This is a genomic window from Pseudonocardia sp. CA-107938 (assembly GCF_050936315.1).
Classification (GTDB): Bacteria; Actinomycetota; Actinomycetes; order Mycobacteriales; family Pseudonocardiaceae; genus Pseudonocardia.
Window position 1 is genome coordinate 169,015 of the sequence record NZ_JBNJNA010000001.1, and the last position, 19,984, is coordinate 188,998.

13 protein-coding genes are annotated in these 19,984 nt (G+C 73.1%); 8 read left to right on the forward strand and 5 right to left on the reverse strand.

Annotation, left to right across the window (positions count from 1 at the left end):
* Positions 1–100 precede the first annotated feature (100 nt).
* On the forward strand, positions 101–1,348 hold the full coding sequence (locus ACQEVB_RS00750) for an IS256 family transposase (RefSeq protein ID WP_432963330.1): 1,248 nt from the start codon (positions 101–103) through the stop codon (positions 1,346–1,348).
* 523 nt (positions 1,349–1,871) lie between these two features.
* Here the strand turns inward: ACQEVB_RS00750 and ACQEVB_RS00755 are convergent.
* Positions 1,872–4,613, reverse strand: a complete 2,742-nt coding sequence (locus ACQEVB_RS00755; RefSeq protein WP_432963333.1) for an AAA family ATPase — start codon at positions 4,611–4,613, stop codon at positions 1,872–1,874.
* 175 nt (positions 4,614–4,788) lie between these two features.
* On the opposite strand from ACQEVB_RS00755, the gene ACQEVB_RS00760 reads away from it, so the two are divergent.
* The 7 genes from ACQEVB_RS00760 to ACQEVB_RS00790 all read left to right on the forward strand — a co-directional run bounded on the left by ACQEVB_RS00760 (position 4,789) and on the right by ACQEVB_RS00790 (position 14,481).
* Positions 4,789–5,442, forward strand: coding sequence for an amino acid-binding protein (locus tag ACQEVB_RS00760; RefSeq protein WP_432963336.1), 654 nt, complete (start codon positions 4,789–4,791; stop codon positions 5,440–5,442).
* A gap of 73 nt (positions 5,443–5,515) precedes the next feature.
* Complete coding sequence (locus tag ACQEVB_RS00765) at positions 5,516–6,712, forward strand: PucR family transcriptional regulator (protein ID WP_432963339.1); 1,197 nt, start codon at positions 5,516–5,518, stop codon at positions 6,710–6,712.
* A 308-nt stretch (positions 6,713–7,020) separates the two neighbouring features.
* Positions 7,021–8,211, forward strand: coding sequence for a hypothetical protein (locus tag ACQEVB_RS00770; RefSeq protein WP_432963342.1), 1,191 nt, complete (start codon positions 7,021–7,023; stop codon positions 8,209–8,211).
* Between the two features lie 136 nt (positions 8,212–8,347).
* Positions 8,348–9,922, forward strand: a complete 1,575-nt coding sequence (locus tag ACQEVB_RS00775; RefSeq protein ID WP_432963345.1) for a protein kinase domain-containing protein — start codon at positions 8,348–8,350, stop codon at positions 9,920–9,922.
* Between the two features lie 176 nt (positions 9,923–10,098).
* Positions 10,099–11,220, forward strand: coding sequence for a CAP domain-containing protein (locus tag ACQEVB_RS00780; RefSeq protein ID WP_432963348.1), 1,122 nt, complete (start codon positions 10,099–10,101; stop codon positions 11,218–11,220).
* Positions 11,221–11,343: 123 nt separating this feature from the next.
* Complete coding sequence (locus ACQEVB_RS00785; protein WP_432963351.1) at positions 11,344–12,084, forward strand: hypothetical protein; 741 nt, start codon at positions 11,344–11,346, stop codon at positions 12,082–12,084.
* Positions 12,085–12,153: 69 nt separating this feature from the next.
* A complete protein-coding gene (locus tag ACQEVB_RS00790; RefSeq protein ID WP_432963354.1) occupies positions 12,154–14,481 on the forward strand; it encodes an FHA domain-containing protein in 2,328 nt (775 codons plus the stop codon).
* A 3-nt stretch (positions 14,482–14,484) separates the two neighbouring features.
* On the opposite strand, the gene ACQEVB_RS00795 is transcribed toward ACQEVB_RS00790, so the two are convergent.
* The 4 genes from ACQEVB_RS00795 to ligA form a co-directional block, all read right to left on the reverse strand.
* Positions 14,485–15,606, reverse strand: a complete 1,122-nt coding sequence (locus ACQEVB_RS00795; RefSeq protein WP_432963357.1) for a fatty acid desaturase family protein — start codon at positions 15,604–15,606, stop codon at positions 14,485–14,487.
* A gap of 9 nt (positions 15,607–15,615) precedes the next feature.
* Positions 15,616–16,689, reverse strand: coding sequence for a ferredoxin reductase (locus ACQEVB_RS00800; protein ID WP_432963360.1), 1,074 nt, complete (start codon positions 16,687–16,689; stop codon positions 15,616–15,618).
* 92 nt (positions 16,690–16,781) lie between these two features.
* Entirely contained in the window at positions 16,782–17,522 is a 741-nt protein-coding gene (locus tag ACQEVB_RS00805) for a 3-keto-5-aminohexanoate cleavage protein (protein WP_432963363.1), read from the reverse strand.
* 93 nt (positions 17,523–17,615) lie between these two features.
* The gene (ligA, locus tag ACQEVB_RS00810) at positions 17,616–19,931 is read right to left on the reverse strand and encodes an NAD-dependent DNA ligase LigA (RefSeq protein ID WP_432963366.1); all 2,316 of its coding nucleotides are present in this window, start codon (positions 19,929–19,931) and stop codon (positions 17,616–17,618) included.
* Between the last annotated feature and the right edge of the window lie 53 nt (positions 19,932–19,984).

Here is a 19,984-nt window from a genome sequence, read left to right on the forward strand (position 1 = left end):
TGGTGTACGACTTCGTCGCTGATCAGCGGCGTGGTGTCGGGGTGTGAGACGGCCATCGCGTGATCCTTCGAGTGCTCAGGTTCTCGAGGGAGGAGACGCGATGGCCGCGTTGGACAGTGTGGACGATGTCGCGGGCTGGCTTGATGACCGGCTCGCCGGGGCGGGCCCGGATCTGTTGCGGGCGATGGTCAAGCAGTTCGCTGAGGCGTTGATGGCTGCGGAGGCTGACGCGGTGTGCGGGGCGGGGTATCGCGAACGCAGCGTTGCGCGGGTGAACTCGCGCAACGGGTATCGGCACCGGGACTGGGACACCCGGGCGGGCAGCATCGAGTTGTCGATCCCGAAGTTGCGCTCGGGCAGTTACTTCCCCGACTGGTTGTTGCAGCGGCGTCGCCGCGCCGAGCAGGCGTTGGTGTCGGTGGTGGCCACGTCGTATCTGCTCGGGGTTTCCACCCGGCGGGTGGAGAAGTTGGTCGCTCAGCTGGGGATCGAGGCGTTGTCGAAGTCGCAGGTGTCGGAGATGGCCAAGAGCCTTGATGCCCAGGTCGAGGCGTTCCGGTCCCGGCCACTTGACGCCGGCCCCTACACGTTCTTGTGGCTGGACGCGCTGACTCAGAAGGTGCGCGAAGGCGGGTGCACGGTGTTGGTGCACGCGCTGGTCGCGGTGGGGATCACCGAGGGTGGGCAACGCGAGGTGCTTGGTGTGGACGTGGCCTCGGGCGAGGACGGGGCCGGCTGGTTGGCGTTCCTGCGTTCGTTGGTGGCCCGGGGCTTGTCCGGGGTGGCGTTGGTGGTCTCAGATGCCCATGCCGGGCTGGTCGAGGCCATCGGCGCCACCTTGAGCGGGGCCAGTTGGCAACGGTGTCGCACCCACTACGCCCGTAACTTGGCCACCAAGGTGCCGAAATCGGCGCAGCCGTGGGTGCTGACGCTGTTGCGCACCATCTTCGACCAACCCGATGCCGACGAGGTCCACGCCCAGTTCGATCGGGTCGTCGAGGGCCTGGAGGCGAAGTTCCCCGCCGCAGCCGAGCATCTGGACTCCGCGCGGGCCGACCTGTTGGCGTTCACCCCGTTCCCGCGGGTGATCTGGCGCCAGATCTGGTCGAACAACCCCCAGGAACGGTTGAACAAGGAGATCCGCCGCCGCACCGACGTGGTCGGGATCTTCCCCGACCGGGCCGCGGTCATCCGCCTGGTCGGGGCCGTGCTGGCCGAGCAGACCGACGAATGGGCCGAGCAACGCCGCTACATGGGCGTGGAAGTCCTCGCCAAAGCCCGCCAAACCCGCCAACCCGCACCACCACCGCCAGAAGAAGTGGTGACACCGACCGCGATCAGCGCCTAACCTGCACCCACGAAGGACACGAGGTGGACCGTCTCCATCCACCACTCCCGTGGACGTGACCCGGACCAGGACCGCGAGTCGCCCAGCCTCGGCCCGCGAGTTGCCCAGATCGGGACCGCGAGTTGCCCGGTCCGGCCCGCGAGTTGCCCAGATCGGGACCGCGAGTTGCCCGGATCGGGGCGGCGAGTGCGGCTCACGCGCCGGCGAGTCGTGGCTCTCAGGCCCGCGAGTCGCGGATTTCGGAACGGCGAGTCGCGGATTTCGGGACGGCGAGTCGCGGATTTCGGGACGGCGAGATGAGGAATCCGCGACGGCGATCGGTTCCGAGGGCAGCCAACTCGGCGTCCTGATCCGGGCAACTCGCGGTCCTGACCCGGGCAACTCGCGGGCCCCATCCGGGCAACTCGCGGGCCCTATTCGGGCAACTCGCCGGGCCCCATCCGGGGCAACTCGCCGGACCGATCCGGGCAACTCGCCGGACCGAGAACCACGACTCGCCGGACCGAGAACCACGACTCGCGGGCTACTCCCCGGTGGTGAGGGCCTCGACCAGGCCGGTCCGGGTGCGGGCGCCGAGCTTGCTGCGGGCGCGGGCGAGGTGGCCGGCGACCGTCCGTTGGCTGACGACCAGCCGGGCGGCGATCTCGCGGTCGGAGAGCCCGGCCGCGGCCAGCGCGGCGACCTCCTTCTCCCGGGCCGACAGGCCCGCTGCGCCGCGACGGGGGCGCCTGCCCAACGCGCGCAATGCCTCAACCGCGGGTTTCCGCACGCTCTCCGCCCCGGCCGCGGCCGCAGCCGACTCGGCCGCCCGCAGCTCGCGGACCGCGCCGTCGCTGCGGCCGCACGCCGCCAACGCCTGCCCCGCGAGTACGCGGCTGCGCGCCACCTCGAGCGGGCACCCTGCGACGCCGAACAGCTCGACCGCCTCGGCCAGCGCCTCGACCGCCCGGACCGGGTCGGCGCCGGCCAGCAGCACCGCACCGCGGGCTCGGGCTGCGGCGGCGGTCCGGCCGGCGAGGCCGAGGCCGGCGGCAGCCCGGGCGGCGCGGTCGGCCCAGTCGGCGGCGGCCGCGTGCTCGGCGCGGGCCAGCGCGGCGTGGGTGAGGATCTCGTACCAGCGTGGCTGCCACGTCGGCTCGACGTGCACGAGGTCGGCACCACCGCCGATGTCGAGCAGCGTCGCCGCGGCCGCGCGCGCTCCGCCCGCTGCGAGGTGCGCCTCGGCGAGCACCGGCCCGCAGACCACCCGGCCGGCCACGTCGGACGGCGCGAGCTCGGCAGAGGTCCTGCTGCTGAGCGCGAGCGCGACGTCTGTGTCACCGCGCAGGAGCGCGGCTTCGGCGCGGGTCATGGTCGCCATGCCGAGTGCCAGGCGCGCGCCGGTCAGCTCCGCGGCGTCTCCGGCGTCCTCGGCCTCCCGCGCCGCGTCGGCGATCCGCCCGCGGGACAGCAGCGTGCACGCGAGCCCTGCCTGCAGCTCGGCCAGGACGAAGCCGAGCCCGCGGCGCCGGGTGACCTCGCAGCCCAGCGTGAACGTGGCCTCGGCCGCCGCGTAGTCCTCGGTGAACCACTGCGCCCAGCCGAGCCAGGCGATCACCCCGATGCGGCGGGCCACCTGCGCCTCGTCGAACCCGGCGGCGAGCAGCCCGGCCTCCGCGGCGCACGCACGGGCCGCCGGGACGTCACCGACGTGGTACTCGGCGACGGCCAGGGTGGCCGCGGCCAGCGCACGGAGGCCCGGATCCCCGCCGGTGCGGGCGCTCGCCATGGCCTCCGCAGCCGCGGCTCGCATCGCGCGGTAGTCGCCCGCGTGCATGCCCACGGCCGCGAGGGCGACCTGCAGCCGGGCCGCCGCTGGTGACCGCGGGTCGGCCTGGCCGGCGAGCGCGTCGTCGAGCAGCGCCCTGGCCGCGTCGTGGTGGCCCAGCTGGAGGTCGAGGTTCGCGGCGAGGACGACGACGTCGGCGCGCTCGCTGCCGGGTGGCACCAGCGCCGTCAGCTCGGTCAGCGCCTCCCGGGCAGCGGGCAACCGGCCGGCCGTGCCGAGCACCTTCGCGAGCTTGCGCAGGAGTCCGGCTCTTTCGGCCGCGTCGGACCCGACGAGGTCCACGGCCCCGCGCAACCAGCGTGCCGCGGTCGCGGGTGAGCGGCCGGTCACCTCGGCGGCAGCGGCCGTGAGCAGCGCGATCGCGTCCCGGTCACCCGGTCGGGCCGCAGCCAGCACGTGCGGGGCCCGCTCAGCGGGCGCCGCGCCCTGCGCCGCGAGCGTGGCTGCGAGCCGCGCGTGCGCCGCGCGTCGCCAGCGCGTCCCGGCGAGTTCGTGGACCGCTTCACGGACGAGCGGGTGTCGGAACCGGAACCGGCGCGGGTCGGGGGTCACCGTGACGAGATCGACGCCGACCAGTTCGTCGACCGCGTCGAGCGCCTCGTCGACGTCCAGCCCGGCGGCCGCGGCGGCGAGCACCGGATCGAACGGTTCCCCCGTCACCGCGGCCCCCTGGGCGGCCAGCCGGACCGGCTCGGACAGCGCGGCGAACTCCGCCCGGAGCGCGGCGAGCACCGACGTGGGCACCGATCCCCCGCGGTGTCGAGCCAGTTCACGCAGGTAGAACGGGTTCCCTCCACTGGACGCGACGAGCTCGGCCCGGCGGTTGGCGGGCACGCCGACGAGCAGGGCGGCCGCCACGTCCGCCGGTAGCGGTCCGAGCCGGACGTGGACGTCGCCGTCGATGGGCACGAGCGCCCGCCGCAGCAGCGGTGCGAGCCGACCGGTGCGGTGGCCGACGGCCAGCACCATGCCCGGTACCCGGTGGCGCAGGAGGTGCGCGAGCACCTCCGCCGTGGCCGGGTCGGCCCAGTGCACGTCGTCGACGACGACGAGCAACGGCTCGCGCGCCGCGATCCGGGCTGCGATCCGGGCGACGGCGCGGGCCGTGCGGTAGCGCTCGTCACCCAGCGACCCGAGGTCCACGCCGAGCGCGTCCGACCCGAGCTCGGCCCGTTCGGCGGCGCTCAACGCGTCCGTGAGACCGGCGGTGACAGTGACCAGCGGGCCGAGCGGGGCCCCGTCGTACTGGGTCGCCGCCCCGGCCACCACCCGGAAGCCCCGCGTCGCCGCGTCCGCGGCGAGCGCCGCGAGCACCGCCGACTTGCCGATCCCCGGTGCGCCTGACACCACGACCGCAGGGCCGGCATCCGCGCCGGTCAGAGCGCCGGAGAGCCGGTCCATCACGTCCTCCCGGCCGGGGAGGGGATCGACCCGCACGACTGCGCAGCGTAGAGAGCGTGACACCGGCCGGTCGAGAGATTCTGCGGCGCAGCATGCCGGTTCGGCCGCGGCCTGACAGAATCACGGGTCGGCGTGCCCGTGGACGCCGGCTGCAGCGGCGCGGCCGCTACGAGCAGCCTCTCCGACGAGCAGCGGTGGAAGGACGGGCGGCGTGTCGTTCCTGCTCCGGGTGGTACTCCCGGACCAGCCCGGCAGCCTGGGTGCGGTGGCCACCGCCCTCGGCGTTGCCGGAGCCGACATCCTCGGCGTGGACGTGGTGGAGCGGTCCGGCGGTCACGCCGTCGACGACCTCGCGGTCGAACTGCCCCCCGAGCGACCACCCGACGTGCTCATCACGGCCGCGGAGTCGGTGCCCGGCGTGCAGGTGGAGTCGGTGCGGCCGCACTCGGGGCACCTCGAGACCCACCGCGAGCTCGAGCTCATCGAGGCCGTCGCGGCCGACCCCGGCAACGGGTTGAAGCTGCTCGCCGACGGCGTGCCGCGCATCTTCCGCGCCGGCTGGGCGCTCGTCGCCGTCCGCGAGGGCACGCGCTCCTACCGGCTCGCGGAGAGCAACGCCGCGCCGGAGACGCGGGCCGGCGACCTCCCCTGGCTGCCGCTGGAGCGCGCCACCGTCATCGACCCGGCGAAGCACTGGGTGCCCGAGCCGTGGACGGACCTGGACACCGAGCTCGCCGCCGCTCCCATGGGCGGCGCACCGCAGGCGCTCGTCGCCGGCCGGGTCGGCGGGCCGGCGTTCCGTCCGTCCGAAGTGGCCCGTCTCGCACACCTCGCCGGGATCGTCACGACGATACTGGCGACGTGACCGAGCTTGCGAGGTCACCATTCAGCACAGCACGGCCCGTCATGACGCCGACGAGCGCCAGCGAGGAGGTGACGTGACGGCGAAGACCGCTGCCGACGGATTGGACCGGCCGTGGGCCCGGGTCCCCTCCTGGGTGGCCGGGGCGCTGCGCCCGGAGCTCGACGGCGCGTCCGACGAGATCATCGCGGCCGTGCGCGCCGAGGTGCCCGACTTCGCGCGGCCCATGACGGGCCGCTTCGGCATGCGCATCACCGAGGGCGTCACGGTGGCGCTCAACCAGTTCCTCGACCTCCTCGGCCGCGACGTACCCCTCACCGACGTGCGCATCTACCGGTCCCTCGGCCAGCTCGAGCACGGCGAGGGCCGCACGCTCGCCGCTCTGCAGGCCACCTACCAGGTCTCCAGCCGCACGCTGTGGCGCCGGCTCGCCGCGAGCGACACCGCCCGCACCCTGCCTCCTGAAGTGATCTTCCGGCTCGCGGAGGCGCTGTTCACCTACATCGAGGCGGTCTCCGCGGCGTCCGCCGAGGGGTGGGCCGCCGAGGAGACCGGACGCGTGGGCTCCGTGCAGGCACGCCGGCGCGCACTCGTCGAGGTGCTCGCCCGGCGGCCACCCGCGCAGGCGTCCGTCGCCGAGATCGAGGCGGCCGCCGCCGACGCCGGCTGGCACGTGCCGGCGAAGATCGTCGCACTCGTCGTCGAGGACGCCGTGGCCGTCGCCGGCCGGCTGCCCGGCGCCGTCGGAGCCGACCTCGGCCCGTCCGGGATCGTCGTGGTCGCCGCCCCCGACGAGGCCGGGATGGACCGCATCACCGTCGGGCTCCGCGGCCGCTCCGCCGTGCTCGGACCGGCTGTCGAACCGGCCGAGGCGCACCGCTCCATCGCCCGTGCCCGCGCGGTGTGGGCGCTGCACCGCGCCGACCTCGTCGAACCCGACGCGCTCATCGTGCACGCCGAGGAACACCTGCTCGCGCTGCTCGTCCACGGCGAACCGGAGATCGCCGACGACCTGCGCGAACGTGCCCTCGGCAAGCTCCGCGACCTGCCCGCCGGCGGCTCGGCCCGCGCCGAGGAGACGCTGCGGGCGTGGCTCGACGCGCACGGCGACGTCACCGCCACCGCCGGCCTCCTGCACGTCCACCCGCAGACCGTGCGCTACCGCCTCGCCGGCCTGCGCGACCTCCTCGGCGAGGCGATGGACGATCCGGTCCGCAGGTTGGAGCTGGCGCTCGCCCTGAGGTTCCCCGGAGAGCAACCGCCCGAGCAGTGACCCGCCCGCCGGCGCCCGCGAACCGCGGAGACCGCGACGGCGAGATGCGGGAACCATGACGGCGAGTGACCGGCTGCTGCTCCGTTCGGGCAGGAGCCGATCCGCCGTGCGCGCACACGCTCACCTTGCCCGACGGACACCTGTTACGCGGCAGGGCTGACGTTCGACGTCAGCGCTGATGTTCTTGCTCCTGCCAGACCGAGAACGCGTAGCCAACTACGCATGACCGCCATTTCCGCACGTGACAGCGTCGGCGCCGGCCATCCCGGCGCTTCCACCATGCTTCCCATCACAGAAGGGCCGAGCCCATGTCTCGCCGAATCACCTGGAGCGTCGCCGCCGGCGCGACATTCCTGTTCGCCCTCACCGGCTGCACGCAGCAGATCGGCGGCGCGTCCGCCGCCCAGAACGCAGGTCAGGGGCGCAGCCTCTGCGCGATCGTGACCGAGCCCGTCAGCAAGGCGCTGGAGCAGGCCGGCGTCCACTCGGTCGCCCCGGCTGCGGGCGGCACCACCTGCACCTGGACGGACTCGCAGTCCGGGACGAGCGTCACGCTCACCCAGGTGGCGGACCAGCGCCCGGAGAAGGACGCCGAGACGACGGCGGTGCCGGGTGCCGGGACCGTCACGATCGTCGGCCCGCAGGAGGTGCGGTTCACCGTCGACGGCCGGCAGTTCCAGCTCAAGCTGGACTCGAAGGGTCCCGTGGACCCTGCGGTGCTGTTCCGCATCCTGACCGCCGTGTCCACGGCGCTCTCCGGCCAGAGCGGCGCCCTCCCGGCCGCGCCGGCTCCGCAGCAGGCCGGCAGCACCGCACCCTCCTCCGGCACCGGCGCCAGCACCACGCGCGGCGACTCGTCGGTCACCGTCACCGACGACAAGGGCCGTACCGTCGTCCTGCGCAACTCGTCGACGCGGGTGCTGGGCGGCGAGAAGATCGACCTCGATTCGGGCCAGTCGGTGCCGCTGCGCACCATCGCGACGGTCGACGCGACGAAGACGTCGACCGGTACCTCGCTCGTCATCACCCTCGCCGACGGCACCAAGGTCACCGGGCCGACGGGCAGCTACGTCACCGTCTCCGGCGACTCCGACGCCGGCAAGTACGAGCTGCCCTGGGTGAACATCACGAAGGTCGAGTTCCAGCGTGACCACCCGTTCGTCACGACACCGGACCCGAAGCTGGGCCCGTGGACGGCCGCGAAGGTCACGATCGCCGCCGAGGACGGCACGTCGAAGACGGTGACCGGCCCGAGCTTCCGGGTGCTGGGCGGCGAGGAGATCCGCCTCGACACCGGCCAGCAGGTGTCGCTGCAGCGGATCGCCAAGATCGAGACGACGCATCCGACCACCGGCACCGAGCTGCAGATCACCTTGGCGAACGGCAAGCAGGTCACCGGGGCCATCGGCGACTACATCGAGTTCACCGGCGACGCTCCGGGTGGCGGGCAGATCAAGCTGATGTCCTCCGAGGTGAAGACGGTGGAGGTCAAGCGCTGACCGAGAGGGGAGCACCCCGAGCGCGGGCCTTGCCCGGCTCGGGGTGTTCGGCGTACCGGCACCGGGGGTGGGAGTGGTGTGGCAGCATGCACCGGTCGGCGCGCGTGGCGCCGGGTCCGACGACGGGGACCAGGTCATGACCCAGGACGCCACCGCGGAGATGTTCGGCCCGTACGAGCTGCGCTCGCTGCTGGGCCGCGGCGGCATGGGCGAGGTGTTCCGCGCCTACGACACCGTCCGCAAGCGCACGGTGGCGCTCAAGCGGCTACCGCGCAACCTCGCCGGCGACGCCGACTACCAGGCGCGCTTCCGCCGCGAGGCCGAGATCGCGGCGCGCCTGACCGAGCCGCACATCATCCCGATCCACGACTACGGCGAGATCGACGGCCAGCTCTACATCGACATGCGGCTGATCGCCGGCACCGACCTCGCCGACGTGCTCGCGAAGGAAGGCCCGCTGCCGCCCCGGCGGGCGGTGGGGATCGTGGGGCAGGTGGCCAGCGCGCTGGCCGCGGCGCACGCCGAGGGCCTGGTCCACCGTGACGTCAAGCCGTCCAACGTGCTGATCAGCGTCAACGACCGAGGCGAGGACTTCGTCCACCTCGTGGACTTCGGGATCGCCCGCGACGAGAACGCGACCGGGCTCACCGTCACCGGCACCACCGTCGGGACGATCGACTACATGGCGCCCGAGCGGATCGAGCACGGCGAGTGCGACCACCGCGTGGACGTGTACGCGCTGGGCTGCGTGCTCTACGAGGCTCTGACCGCGGCCAAACCGTTCCCCGTCTCCGGGGCGGCGGCGAAGATGTTCGCGCACATCTACACGCAGCCGCCGCGGCCGTCGCAGAGCCGGCCCGGCATCCCGCCCGCGTTGGACGAGGTCGTCGCGATCGCGATGGCCAAGGACCCCGGGCACCGGTACCCGACCGTCACCGACCTCGCGACCGCCGCGCAACGCGCCCTCGACGGGCGTCCCGCGACGCAGGTCCGGCCGCCGACGGCCGCCCCGCCGCCGACCCGGATCTCGCCTCCCCAGGGCCACTCGGCGCCGCCTCGCACCGCCACAGCGGGCGTCGGGTGGACCACCGGTGGGCCGCCGACCGCGCGACCGCCGCAGCCCGCCAACACCCGGATCGCGTTCCCCGCCGGCCCTGGCACATCGACCGCGCACCACGAACCGCAGCAGGCTCCCGAGCGACGGACCGGTGGACGCCGCACCATCTACCTCGTGCTGGCCGCCATGCTCGTCATCGGCGGCATCACCGCCGCGGTGCTGCTCAACCAGCGGACCGGAACGGTGACCGGGCTGGGCACCACGGGTACCAGCGCTGACGTGACGCCGCCCGCGAGGGCACCGTCCGCCGCGTCGAGCGACACCGGGGGCGCCGCGCCGGTCGGTGTCCCCGCGGGCACGACGACCGTGACCGATCTGAACGGCAACGAGGTCCAGCTGCAGACCGCCTCCCTCGAGATCTGCACCTCCGACGGGCTGACGCTCACGACCGGTCAGCAGGTGCCGACCTCGCAGATCAGCCGGATCGACGTCACCGAACCCGAGGCGCGTGAGTTCGCAGTGTCGGTCACGCTGACGAGCGGGGAGCAGGTGGCGGGTCGGATGACCGCCGGCTGCCAGGTGTCGGGCACCAACAGCGTCGGCCCGTACGCCCAGCCGCTGGAGCGCCTGCAGACGGTCGTCGTCGGCCGCTGAGCCCGCCGCCGATCGGCGATACCGCAACGGCAAGAGGCCTGATCCGGGCGCTCCGGCCTGGCCTTACCACCTCGGCACCTGCCACACGGCAGGGCTGACGGGCACCTCTTCCGACGGTCTCCTTATGGCAGCGCAGCCGCACCGAGCGGCAATCGCCCAGCCCCCAAGGAGCCATGATGACCAGCACATTCGTTCGACGGTCCGCCGGAGTCGCGGTCCGCGGGATCGCCGCCTCCGCCATCGCCGGTGTCGCCCTGCTCGCCCTGGGCGGCCCCGCCCTCGCGGCGACGCCCGGGCTCGTCCCGGCCCTGGACGCCACCCAGCAGCAGGAGATGCTCGCGAAGCACAACGCGGCCCGCGCGGACGTCGGCGTCGCGGCGCTGGCGTGGGACGCGGGTCTCGCCGCCGACGCGCAGGCGTGGGCCGACCACCTGGGCCGCGACCTCGGCGGCAAGCTCCAGCACGCGCAGGGCACCGGCCAGGGCGAGAACCTCTACTGGAACTCGGATGCCGGATCGGACCCGTCGGCCGCGGTCGACAGCTGGATCGCCGAGCGGCCCAACTACGCCGCCGCTGCGAACAAGACCGACTACAACTCCCAGACCAACCCCGCGGCCAAGGGCTTCGGGCACTGGACACAGGTCGTCTGGCAGAACACCACGAAGGTCGGGTGCGGCACCGCGACGGGCGACTTCGGCGCCGTCACGGCCTGCCGGTACGCCCCGCCGGGCAACTACCAGGGCCAGCTGCCGTACCCGGGTGCCGACCAGACCACTCCCGCGAACCCGCAGAAGCCGGCCGTGAACGAGGCCGACTGCGCCTACAACCCGCAGGGCCGCGGCGGCTACGGCTCCTACGTCGACGGGCTCGCGCTCGACGTGCGTGACTGGGAGCAGGAGCTCACCACCGCGATCAACAAGTTCCGCAGGGACAACGGCGTGGCGGAGCTGACCTACTCCCGCCAGCTGGCCCGCCCGGCGATGTGGGCGAGCCTGGACGACTTCAACCGCGGCGACGGCCCGATCGGCGCCGGCCACCTCGACAGCCGCGGCATGGACGTGCCGGCGCGCGTGAAGTACTGCTCCGGCTACGAGGGCCGGATCTACGAGGTCGCCTACTTCGCCAAGAACGTGGAGGCCGCGAAGTGGCAGGCCGCGTTCGACTTCTGGACGTCCCACTCGCGTGACGCCCTGCTCGACCCGTCGTACACCACGTTCTCCGGTGTGCAGATGGCGTACGGGGGCGACGACGTGAACCGCAACCCCGCGTACTACACGCTGCTGCTCGGCGACCACTGAGCCCGAGCTCGACACCTGATGCCCGCCTCCCGGCCAGGGAGGCGGGCATCAGTCGTATCAGCGGTGCGCCGGATCGGCTCTACGATGTCGCGGTCGCGGACCCGAGAGAGGAGCACCGTAGGTATGGCCGGATCCGGTGCCTGGGTGCTCGTGCGGGAGAGCGGACCCACGTTCTCGCTGGTCCCAGCCGGTGTCCCGGCGGGGTCGGAACCGGTGACGGCCGGCCGCAGCGGGACGGTGCCGGTCGGGGTCCACCTGGTGGACGAGGGCATCTCGCGCATCGCCGTCACGCTGACCGCGCGCCCCAGCGGGTGGACGATCGACGTCGGCAACCGCAACGGCGCGGTGCTGCACCCGTGGGGGCTGGCGCCGCAGCGCGCACTGGCGACCCAGACCGTGCGGTGGCCGCTGGTGGCGGTGCGGATCACCGGGACGCGACCGGACCAGCAGCACCTGCTGCTGCTGGAGAACGACGAGTACGCGAACGAGGACGGTTCGACCGAGGGCGGGACGGTCATCACGCGGCTCAGCAACCCGCCGCCGCCGCTCGCGCCGGCGGAGCGGCAGATGCTGCAGCTCACGTTCCGCGATTTCCTCGCCTGGCCCCCGCCGACCACTCCCCCGCAGGCGCAGCAGCTCAAGCAGGTGGCGACGCGATCGGGCAAGAGCCTGTCGGGCGTGCAGGACCGGCTGCGCAGCGCGATGGAGAAGGCGTTGCGGTTGGGCCTGCCGAGCCCGACGACGCTGACCAACCCGGACTACCTGCACGTGCTCGTCGCCGCAGGTTATCTGCTGCCGCCGCGGCGCCCGCCGTTCCGCCGGACGGTGCGGTCGGATCAGGGCACGGCGGTACGACCCGGCTGAACCGCGACCGTAACGATCCGCGGCGGATCGCGAGTCACGGCATGATCGGACGACCCGAGCGGTGGGGGCATGGACAGACGGAACGCACCGGCACCGCCGCTTCAGGTGTTGTGGGCAGGCCGGTGGCACGACGCCCGCGCCGGCCAGCCGTTCGTCATCGGCCGGGCACCGGAGGCGCAGCTGCAGATCGACGATCCCGACGTGTCGCGGCGCCACATCGCCGTGATCCCGGTCGGGTCCGGCTGGGAGCTGCACGACACCAGCCGCAACGGCACCTTCGTCGCCGGCCGGCGCATCACGTCGATGCCGGTGGCCGGCGAGCTGTCGCTCACGCTCGGTTCCGGGCCGCAGGCGCCGCACGTCGTGATCCGGGCACCGGGCGGGCAGCCACCGCTGCGCCCGGCGCCGACGAAGCCGCTCGCCCAGGGCGTGCTGACCGGGCTGCACGACGTCGGCGGGCCGGTGGGTCGCCTGCGCATCGGGCGCGCACCGGACAACGACGTCGTCATCGACGACCTGCTGGTCTCGCGCTACCACGCCGAGCTGCGCCGTGGGCCGCAGGGCTGGCAGCTGGTCGACATCGGGCGGCGCAACGGCACGTTCGTCAACGGCCGCCCGGTCTCGCAGGCCCCGATCGGGCCCGGTGACGTGATCGGCATCGGGCACGCGCTGCTGCAGCTCGACGGCGACCGCCTCGTCGAGTACGCGGACGTCGGCGAGATCAACTTCCGGGCCGAGGGCCTGACGGTGCGCGCCGGCGACAAGGTGCTGCTCCGCGACGTCGGGTTCGCGCTGGAGGAGCGCAGCCTGCTCGCAGTGGTGGGGCCCAGCGGCGCCGGCAAGTCGACGCTGCTGCGCGCGCTCACCGGGTTCCGGCCGGCCGACGAGGGCCGCGTGAGCTACGCCGACCGCGACCTCTACGCCGAGTACGACGAGCTGCGCGCGCGGATCGGGCTGGTGCCGCAGGACGACATCCTGCACAAGGAGCTCACCGTGCGCCGCGCGCTCGGGTACGCGGCCCGGCTCCGGTTCTCGTCCGACGTGAGCCGGGCCGACCGCAACCGGCGCATCGACCAGGTGCTGCACGAGCTCGGGCTGGAGCAGCAGCGCAACCAGCGGATCTCCACCCTCTCCGGCGGCCAGCGCAAGCGCACCAGCGTGGCGTTGGAGCTGCTCACGCGCCCGTCGCTGCTGTTCCTCGACGAGCCGACGTCGGGGTTGGACCCCGGCCTCGACAAGTCGGTGATGCAGACCCTGCGCCGGCTGGCCGACGACAGCCGCACGGTCGTCGTGGTGACGCACAGCGTCGCCCACCTCGACGTCTGCGACCGGCTGCTGCTGCTCGCACCCGGCGGCACGGTGGCCTACTTCGGACCGCCGGCGGAGGCGCTGACCTACTTCGGCCAGCGCGACTTCGCCGACCTGTTCCTGCTGCTCGAACGCGACCGGCAGACCGACTGGGCGGAGCGGTTCCGCCGCTCGCCGCAGTACGCGCGCTACCTGGGCCGCGCGGCCACACCCGCGCGGCGTCCACCGGCGCCGCCCGCGCCTGCTCCGCGGCGCCAGTCGGGGCTGTCGCAGTTCGCCATCCTCTGCCGGCGCTACCTCGCCGTGATCGCCGCCGACCGGCAGTTCGTGCTGTTCATGGCCGGGCTGCCGCTGGTCCTCACGCTGCTCATGCACGCACTACCCGGTGACGCCGGGTTGTCGCTGCGCGAGCAGCTGTCCGGCGTGAAGGGCCAGCCCAACCTGCTGCTGCTCGTGCTGATCGTGGGCGGGGCGCTGATGGGCACGAACTCGTCGATCCGGGAGCTGGTCAAGGAACGCGAGATCTACCGGCGGGAACGGGCGATCGGCATGTCCCGGGCGGCGTACCTGGCGTCGAAGGTCGTGGTCCTCGGGATCATCACCGGGGCGCAGGCGGTAGCGCTGAGCGTGCTCGGCAACCTCGGCCGCCCCGGCCCCGACGATCCGCTGCTCCTCCAGCAGCCGATGGCGGAGATCGTGCTCGCGATGATCGCGATGACGGTCGCGAGCATGACGCTGGGTCTGCTGGTGTCGGCGGCGATCTCCAACGAGGACCGCGGCATGCCGCTGCTGGTGCTGCTCGCGATGCTGCAGTTCATGCTGTCGAGCGCGATCATCCAGGTGCAGACCGTGCCCGGGCTGGGTCAGCTGTCGTGGCTGATCCCCGCCAGGTGGGGGTTCGCCATGGGCGCATCGACCATGGCGATCCCCACCGGGCCGGAGTTCGTCCCGTACAGCGACAACGACCCGCTGTGGGACCACGACGCCGAGACCTGGCTGTTCGACCTGGCCGCGCTCGGCGCCGTGGCGGTGCTCTTCGTCGTCCTCACGGGTCTGCTGCTGCGCCGGCTGGAACCCAGGCGGCGCTGACGGTCACCGCCCGCCGGGGAGGGCGAGGCGGGCGATCTTGCGCAGCACCTTGAAGTACTGCTTGGGCAGGGGCCCGGTGGTGTAGTGCAGGCCGTTGCGCTCGCAGATCTCCCGCACCTTCGGGGCGATCTTGCGGTAGCGGTTGCTCGGCATGTCCGGGAAGCAGTGGTGCTCGATCTGGTGCGACAGGTTGCCGGTCATGATGTGGAAGATCGGGCCGCCGGAGAGGTTCGCCGAGCCCAGCATCTGGCGCACGTACCACTCGCCGCGGGTCTCGCCCTCGAGCCGCTCCTCCTCGAACGTCTCGGTCGGCTCGGGGAAGTGCCCGCAGAAGATGACGGCGTGCGACCACACGTTGCGCACGAGGTTCGCGACGAGGTTGGCCGCGGCCGTGGCGAGGAACCCGCGCGGGCCCTGCACGGCCGACAGGGCCGGGAACAGCACGAAGTCCTTGGAGAACTGGCGGATGGCCTTCTTGCGGAAGGCCTTCATCTGCGCCTTCGCCTCGGCCTCCGGCATGTCACCGGAGGCGCGGCGGTCCCACTCGAGGTCGTAGAGCGCGATGCCCCACTCGAAGATCAACGACAGCCCGAGGTTGGTGAGCGGCTGGATCAGCGCGATCGGCTTCCACTCCTGCTCGGGGGTGATGCGCAGGACCGTGTAGCCGAGGTCGCGGTCCTTGCCGCGGATGTTGGTGAACGTGTGGTGCTCGTAGTTGTGGGTCTTCTGCCACGCCTTCGCGGGCGTCGCGTGGTCCCACTCCCACGTCGTCGAGTGGATCTTCGGGTCGCGCATCCAGTCCCACTGCCCGTGCAGGACGTTGTGCCCGATCTCCATGTTGTCGAGGATCTTCGCGATCGACAGCGCGGCGGTGCCGAGCAGCCACGCCGGGGGGAACCGCGAGAACAGCAGCGCCGCGCGGCCGCCGACCTCGAGGCCGCGCTGCACGGCGATGACCCGGCGGATGTAGCGGGCGTCGGCCTCGCCGAGGGAGTCCATGACCTCGGCACGGATGGCGTCGAGCTCGACGCCGATGGCCTCCACCTGCTCGGGGGTGAGGTGGGCGGCGGAGCTCATGCGGGTGGTGTCGGCAGGGCCTACGAGGGCCAGGGGGGTCACGGTCATGGTGTTTCCCTAAAGGTCGATCTCGATGTCGCCCACCGCGCCGGAGACGCAGGTCTGGACGGACTGGCCAGGGGTGTCGCGCAGGTCGCCGGTGCGCAGGTCGCGCACGGCACCGGAGCGCAGGGTGCCGACGCAGGTGTGGCAGATGCCCATGCGGCAGCCGCTGGGCAGCAACGCCCCCGCGGCCTCGCCGGCCTCCATGAGTCCCTGCCCCGGGGCGGCCACAGCCGTGAGGCCGCTGGCGGTGAACCGCACCCGGCCACCGGGCACGCCCTCCGCGGCGACGGGCGGCGGGACGAACCGTTCGATGCGCAGACTGTCGGGATCACCGGAGCGGTCCCACAGCGCCGTGAGCGTGTCGAGCAGGCCGGCCGGCCCGCAGGCGTAGGCCTCGCGGGCCGCCCAGTCGGGCACGACGTCGGTGAGCCCGTCCGCGGTGAGCCGCCCGGCGGTGCCGGAGAGCCACGGCACGAGCCGCATGCCGGTCGCGGCGGAGATGCGGCGCAGCTCGGCGCCGAAGACGAGGTCGGCGCTGGTGCGGTCGGCGTGCACGAGCACGGACCCGTCCAGCGCGTCGGGCCGGCGGGCGGCGAGCTCCCGCACGATGCCCATGATCGGGGTGATGCCGCTGCCGGCGCCCACCATGAGGAGCTTCTCCGGCGGCGGTTCGGCCAGCACGAACTCGCCGGCGGGCGGCCCGATGCGCAGCACCGTGCCGACGGGCGTGGCGTGCGCCAGGCGGCCGGACACGACGCCGCCGGGCACCGCCGTGACCGTCACCGCGAGGAGCGGGTCATCGGGTCGCGACGTGACCGAGTACGTGCGCCACTGCCAGACGCCGTCGACGCGCAGCCCGATGCCGACGAACTGCCCGGGCAGGTGCCGGGGGTGCACCCGCCCGGTGCGCAGCACCAGCGTCGTGGTGTCGGCGGTCTCGCGGCGCAGCGCCACCACGCGGGCGTGCGGCTCGCTGCGCGACCACAGCGGGTTGACCGTGCCGAGCAGATCGTCGGGGAGCATCGGGGTGGTGAGCCAGCCGGCAGCGTCGCGCGCGCGGCGGCCAAGAGCAGCCAGGACACCCATGGCTCCCAACGGTATTGCGCACATCCCACAACCGGCCACGGCCTCGGCCACGGTCCACCGGGAAAATCTGTTGCGGAACCAACAAGGAAGGTCTAACGCCGCTCGGCGCCGAGCTCCTTCTTGATCCGCAACGCCTCGCGGACGAGGTCGTCGTTGCCGGTGGCGAGCCAGCCGGTGGGGCGGACGAGCACGTCCTCGAACCCGATGCGGGTGTCGAGGTGGTGGCGCAGCGCGTACTCGAGGACGGGCCAGCAGCCGTCCTCCTCGCCGTGCAGCAGGATCGGCACCTCGACGGGTCCGAGCGCCCGCATGATCCGGACGGCCTCTGCCGTGGCCGTCTCGGGATCCGACACGGTGGACTCGGCCAGCACGCGGGTGGTGCCCGGTGGCACGCCGTTGTTGCGCAAGGTGACGGCGTCGCCCATCGTCCAGACACCGAGCTCGACGCCGATGCCGACGGACGTCGCGGCCTTGCAGACCTCCACCCAGCCGCGCTCGTGCACGTTCACCGAGCACACGTCGGGCTTGCCGACACCGAGGTGGCCCCACGCCTGCACCGCCTGCACGCGGCGGGCCGGGTCGGGCTCGATCCAGCGGCCGGTGGTGACCCCGATCTCCATGCCGGGCACCTCGGCGCGGATCGCGGCGACGACGTCGCCGACGTACATCGGGTCGAGCGTCTCCTGCTGGTGCGGGTCGCGCGGGTGCACGTGCACCGACGAGATGCCGAGGCGGGCGACGTCGCGGGCGTCGCGCGCGAGGTGTCGCGCCAGCACCGGAAGGGCCGGGTGCGCGTCGGCCGGACGCGACCCGTTCAGGACTGCTTGGAGCATCGGGTCACCCCCATGACCGGCGAGACTAGTCGGTGCCTGAGCAGCGCCGTCACGGCAGGGGTACCGACCCGCCAAGATCATACCGCGCGGTATTCAGCCCTCGACGGTGGCGACCTCCCGCGCCGCTTCCGGACCCTTCTCCAGCAGCACCCGGAAGCCGTTCTCGTCGAGCACCGGCACCCCGATCTCCAGCGCCTTGTCGTACTTCGAACCGGGTGCCTCGCCGGCCACCACGAATGCGGTCTTCTTCGACACCGAGCTCGCCGCGCGGCCGCCACGCGACGTGATGGCCTCCTTGGCCTCGTCGCGGGAGAAGGAGTCCATCGATCCGGTGACGACGATCGAGAGACCCTCCAGCGTGCGCGGCACGGACTCGTCGACCTCGTCGACCATGCGCACGCCCGCGGCCCGCCACTTCTCGAGGACCTCCCGGTGCCAGTCGACCGAGAGCCAGTCGCGCAATGCCGCCGCGATCGTGGGCCCGACGCCTTCGACGTCGGCGAGCGGGCCGAGCGCCTCCCGCAGCGCCTTCGCCTGGGCGCGGGCGGCGGCGCGGGCGGCCTTGTCGGCCGCGGCCGCGCGCTCCTCGGCAGTGCCCTCGGCGGCTTCGGCCGCCTCCTCGCCCGCCTCGGCGGCAGCCGCCTCCACCTGCTCACCGAGGGGGTCGTCCGCATCGTCCGACCCGTCGGACGTGATCGCGAGACCGGCCGCCTCGGTGGCCACCCGGACCCGCTCCGCCGCCTCCTCGATCGCCTCCATGGAACGGAACTCGCGGGCCAGCGCCTGCGCCGCCGTCGGCCCGACGTGCCGCACCGACAACCCGACGAGCACCCGCCACAGCGGCCGGTCCTTCGCGGCCTGCAGGTTGTCGAGCAGCCGCTGGCCGTTGGCCGACAGGGTGCCGTCCTTCTTGCAGAACAGCGGCACCTGCAGCAACTGCTCCTCGGTGAGCCCGAAGACGTCGCCCTCGTCGCGGATCACCCCGGACGCGAGCAGCGCGGTGGCGGCCTCGTAGCCCATGCCCTCGATGTCGAACGCGCCGCGCCCGGCGACGTGGAAGAGCCGCTCCCGCAGCTGCGCCGGGCAGGAGCGCGAGTTGGGGCAGCGCAGGTCGACGTCGCCGGCCTTCTGCTGCGCCAGCGCGGTGCCGCACTCCGGGCAGTGGGTGGGCATGACGAACTCGCGCGCGTCGGGCGGTCGCACCTCGATCACCGGGCCCAGCACCTCGGGGATGACGTCGCCGGCCTTGCGGATCACCACGCGGTCGCCGATCAGCACGCCCTTGCGCTTGACCTCGCTGGCGTTGTGCAGCGTGGCCATCGCGACCGTCGACCCGGCGACGACGACGGGCTCCATCACCGCGAACGGGGTGACGCGGCCGGTGCGCCCGACGTTGACCTGGATGTCGAGCAGCGTGGTGGTGGCCTCCTCGGGCGGGTACTTGAACGCGATCGCCCAGCGCGGCGCCCGCGACGTGGAGCCAAGGCGCCGCTGCAGCGCCACCTCGTCGACCTTGACGACGATGCCGTCGATCTCGTGCTCGATGTCGTGGCGGTGCTCGCCCCAGTACGCGGTGTGCGCGATGACCTCGTCGATGCCGGTGAGCACCACGCTGCGCTCCGAGACGGGCAGGCCCCAGGCGCGCAGCGCGTCGTAGCCCTGCGACTGCCGCTCCAGGGCGAAGCCCTCGCGCTTGCCGAACCCGTGGCAGATGAGCCGCAGGTTGCGGGACGCCGTGATCCGCGGATCCTTCTGCCGCAGCGAACCGGCCGCGGTGTTGCGCGGGTTGGCGTAGACGGGCTTGCCCGCCTCCACCATCTGGGCGTTGAGCGCCTCGAAGTCCTCGAGCCGGAAGTAGACCTCGCCGCGCACCTCGACCAGCGCCGGCACGGGGAACTCGGCGGTGCCCGTGAGCTGCTCGGGCACCTCCTTGAGGGTGCGCATGTTGAGCGTGATGTCCTCGCCGGTGCGGCCGTCGCCGCGGGTGAGCGCGCGCGTGAGCCGGCCGTTCTCGTACAGCAGGTTGACGGCGAGGCCGTCGATCTTCAGCTCGCACAGGTAGTGCACCGCGCCGGGCTCGACGCCGCTGCCGAGATCACGCGCGACCCGCTCCGCCCAGCCGCGCAGGTCGTCGGCGGAGAAGGCGTTGTCGAGGCTCAGCATGCGCTCGAGGTGGTCGTACGCGGCGAACTCCGTGGCGAAGCGCCCGCCGACCTTCTGCGTCGGCGAATCCGGCGTGACCAGCTCCGGGTGCGCCTCCTCGATCGCCAGCAGCTCCCGCCACAGCGCGTCGAACTCGCCGTCGGTGATGATCGGCGCGTCGAGCACGTGGTAGCGGAAGAGGTGATCGGCCACCTCGGTCGAGAGCGCGGCGTAGCGCTCCTTGATCCCCGGCGTCGGTTCGGTCACCTGCGCAGACTATCCAGCCCCACCGACAGGTCGACCCCGCGTTTCCGACGGCG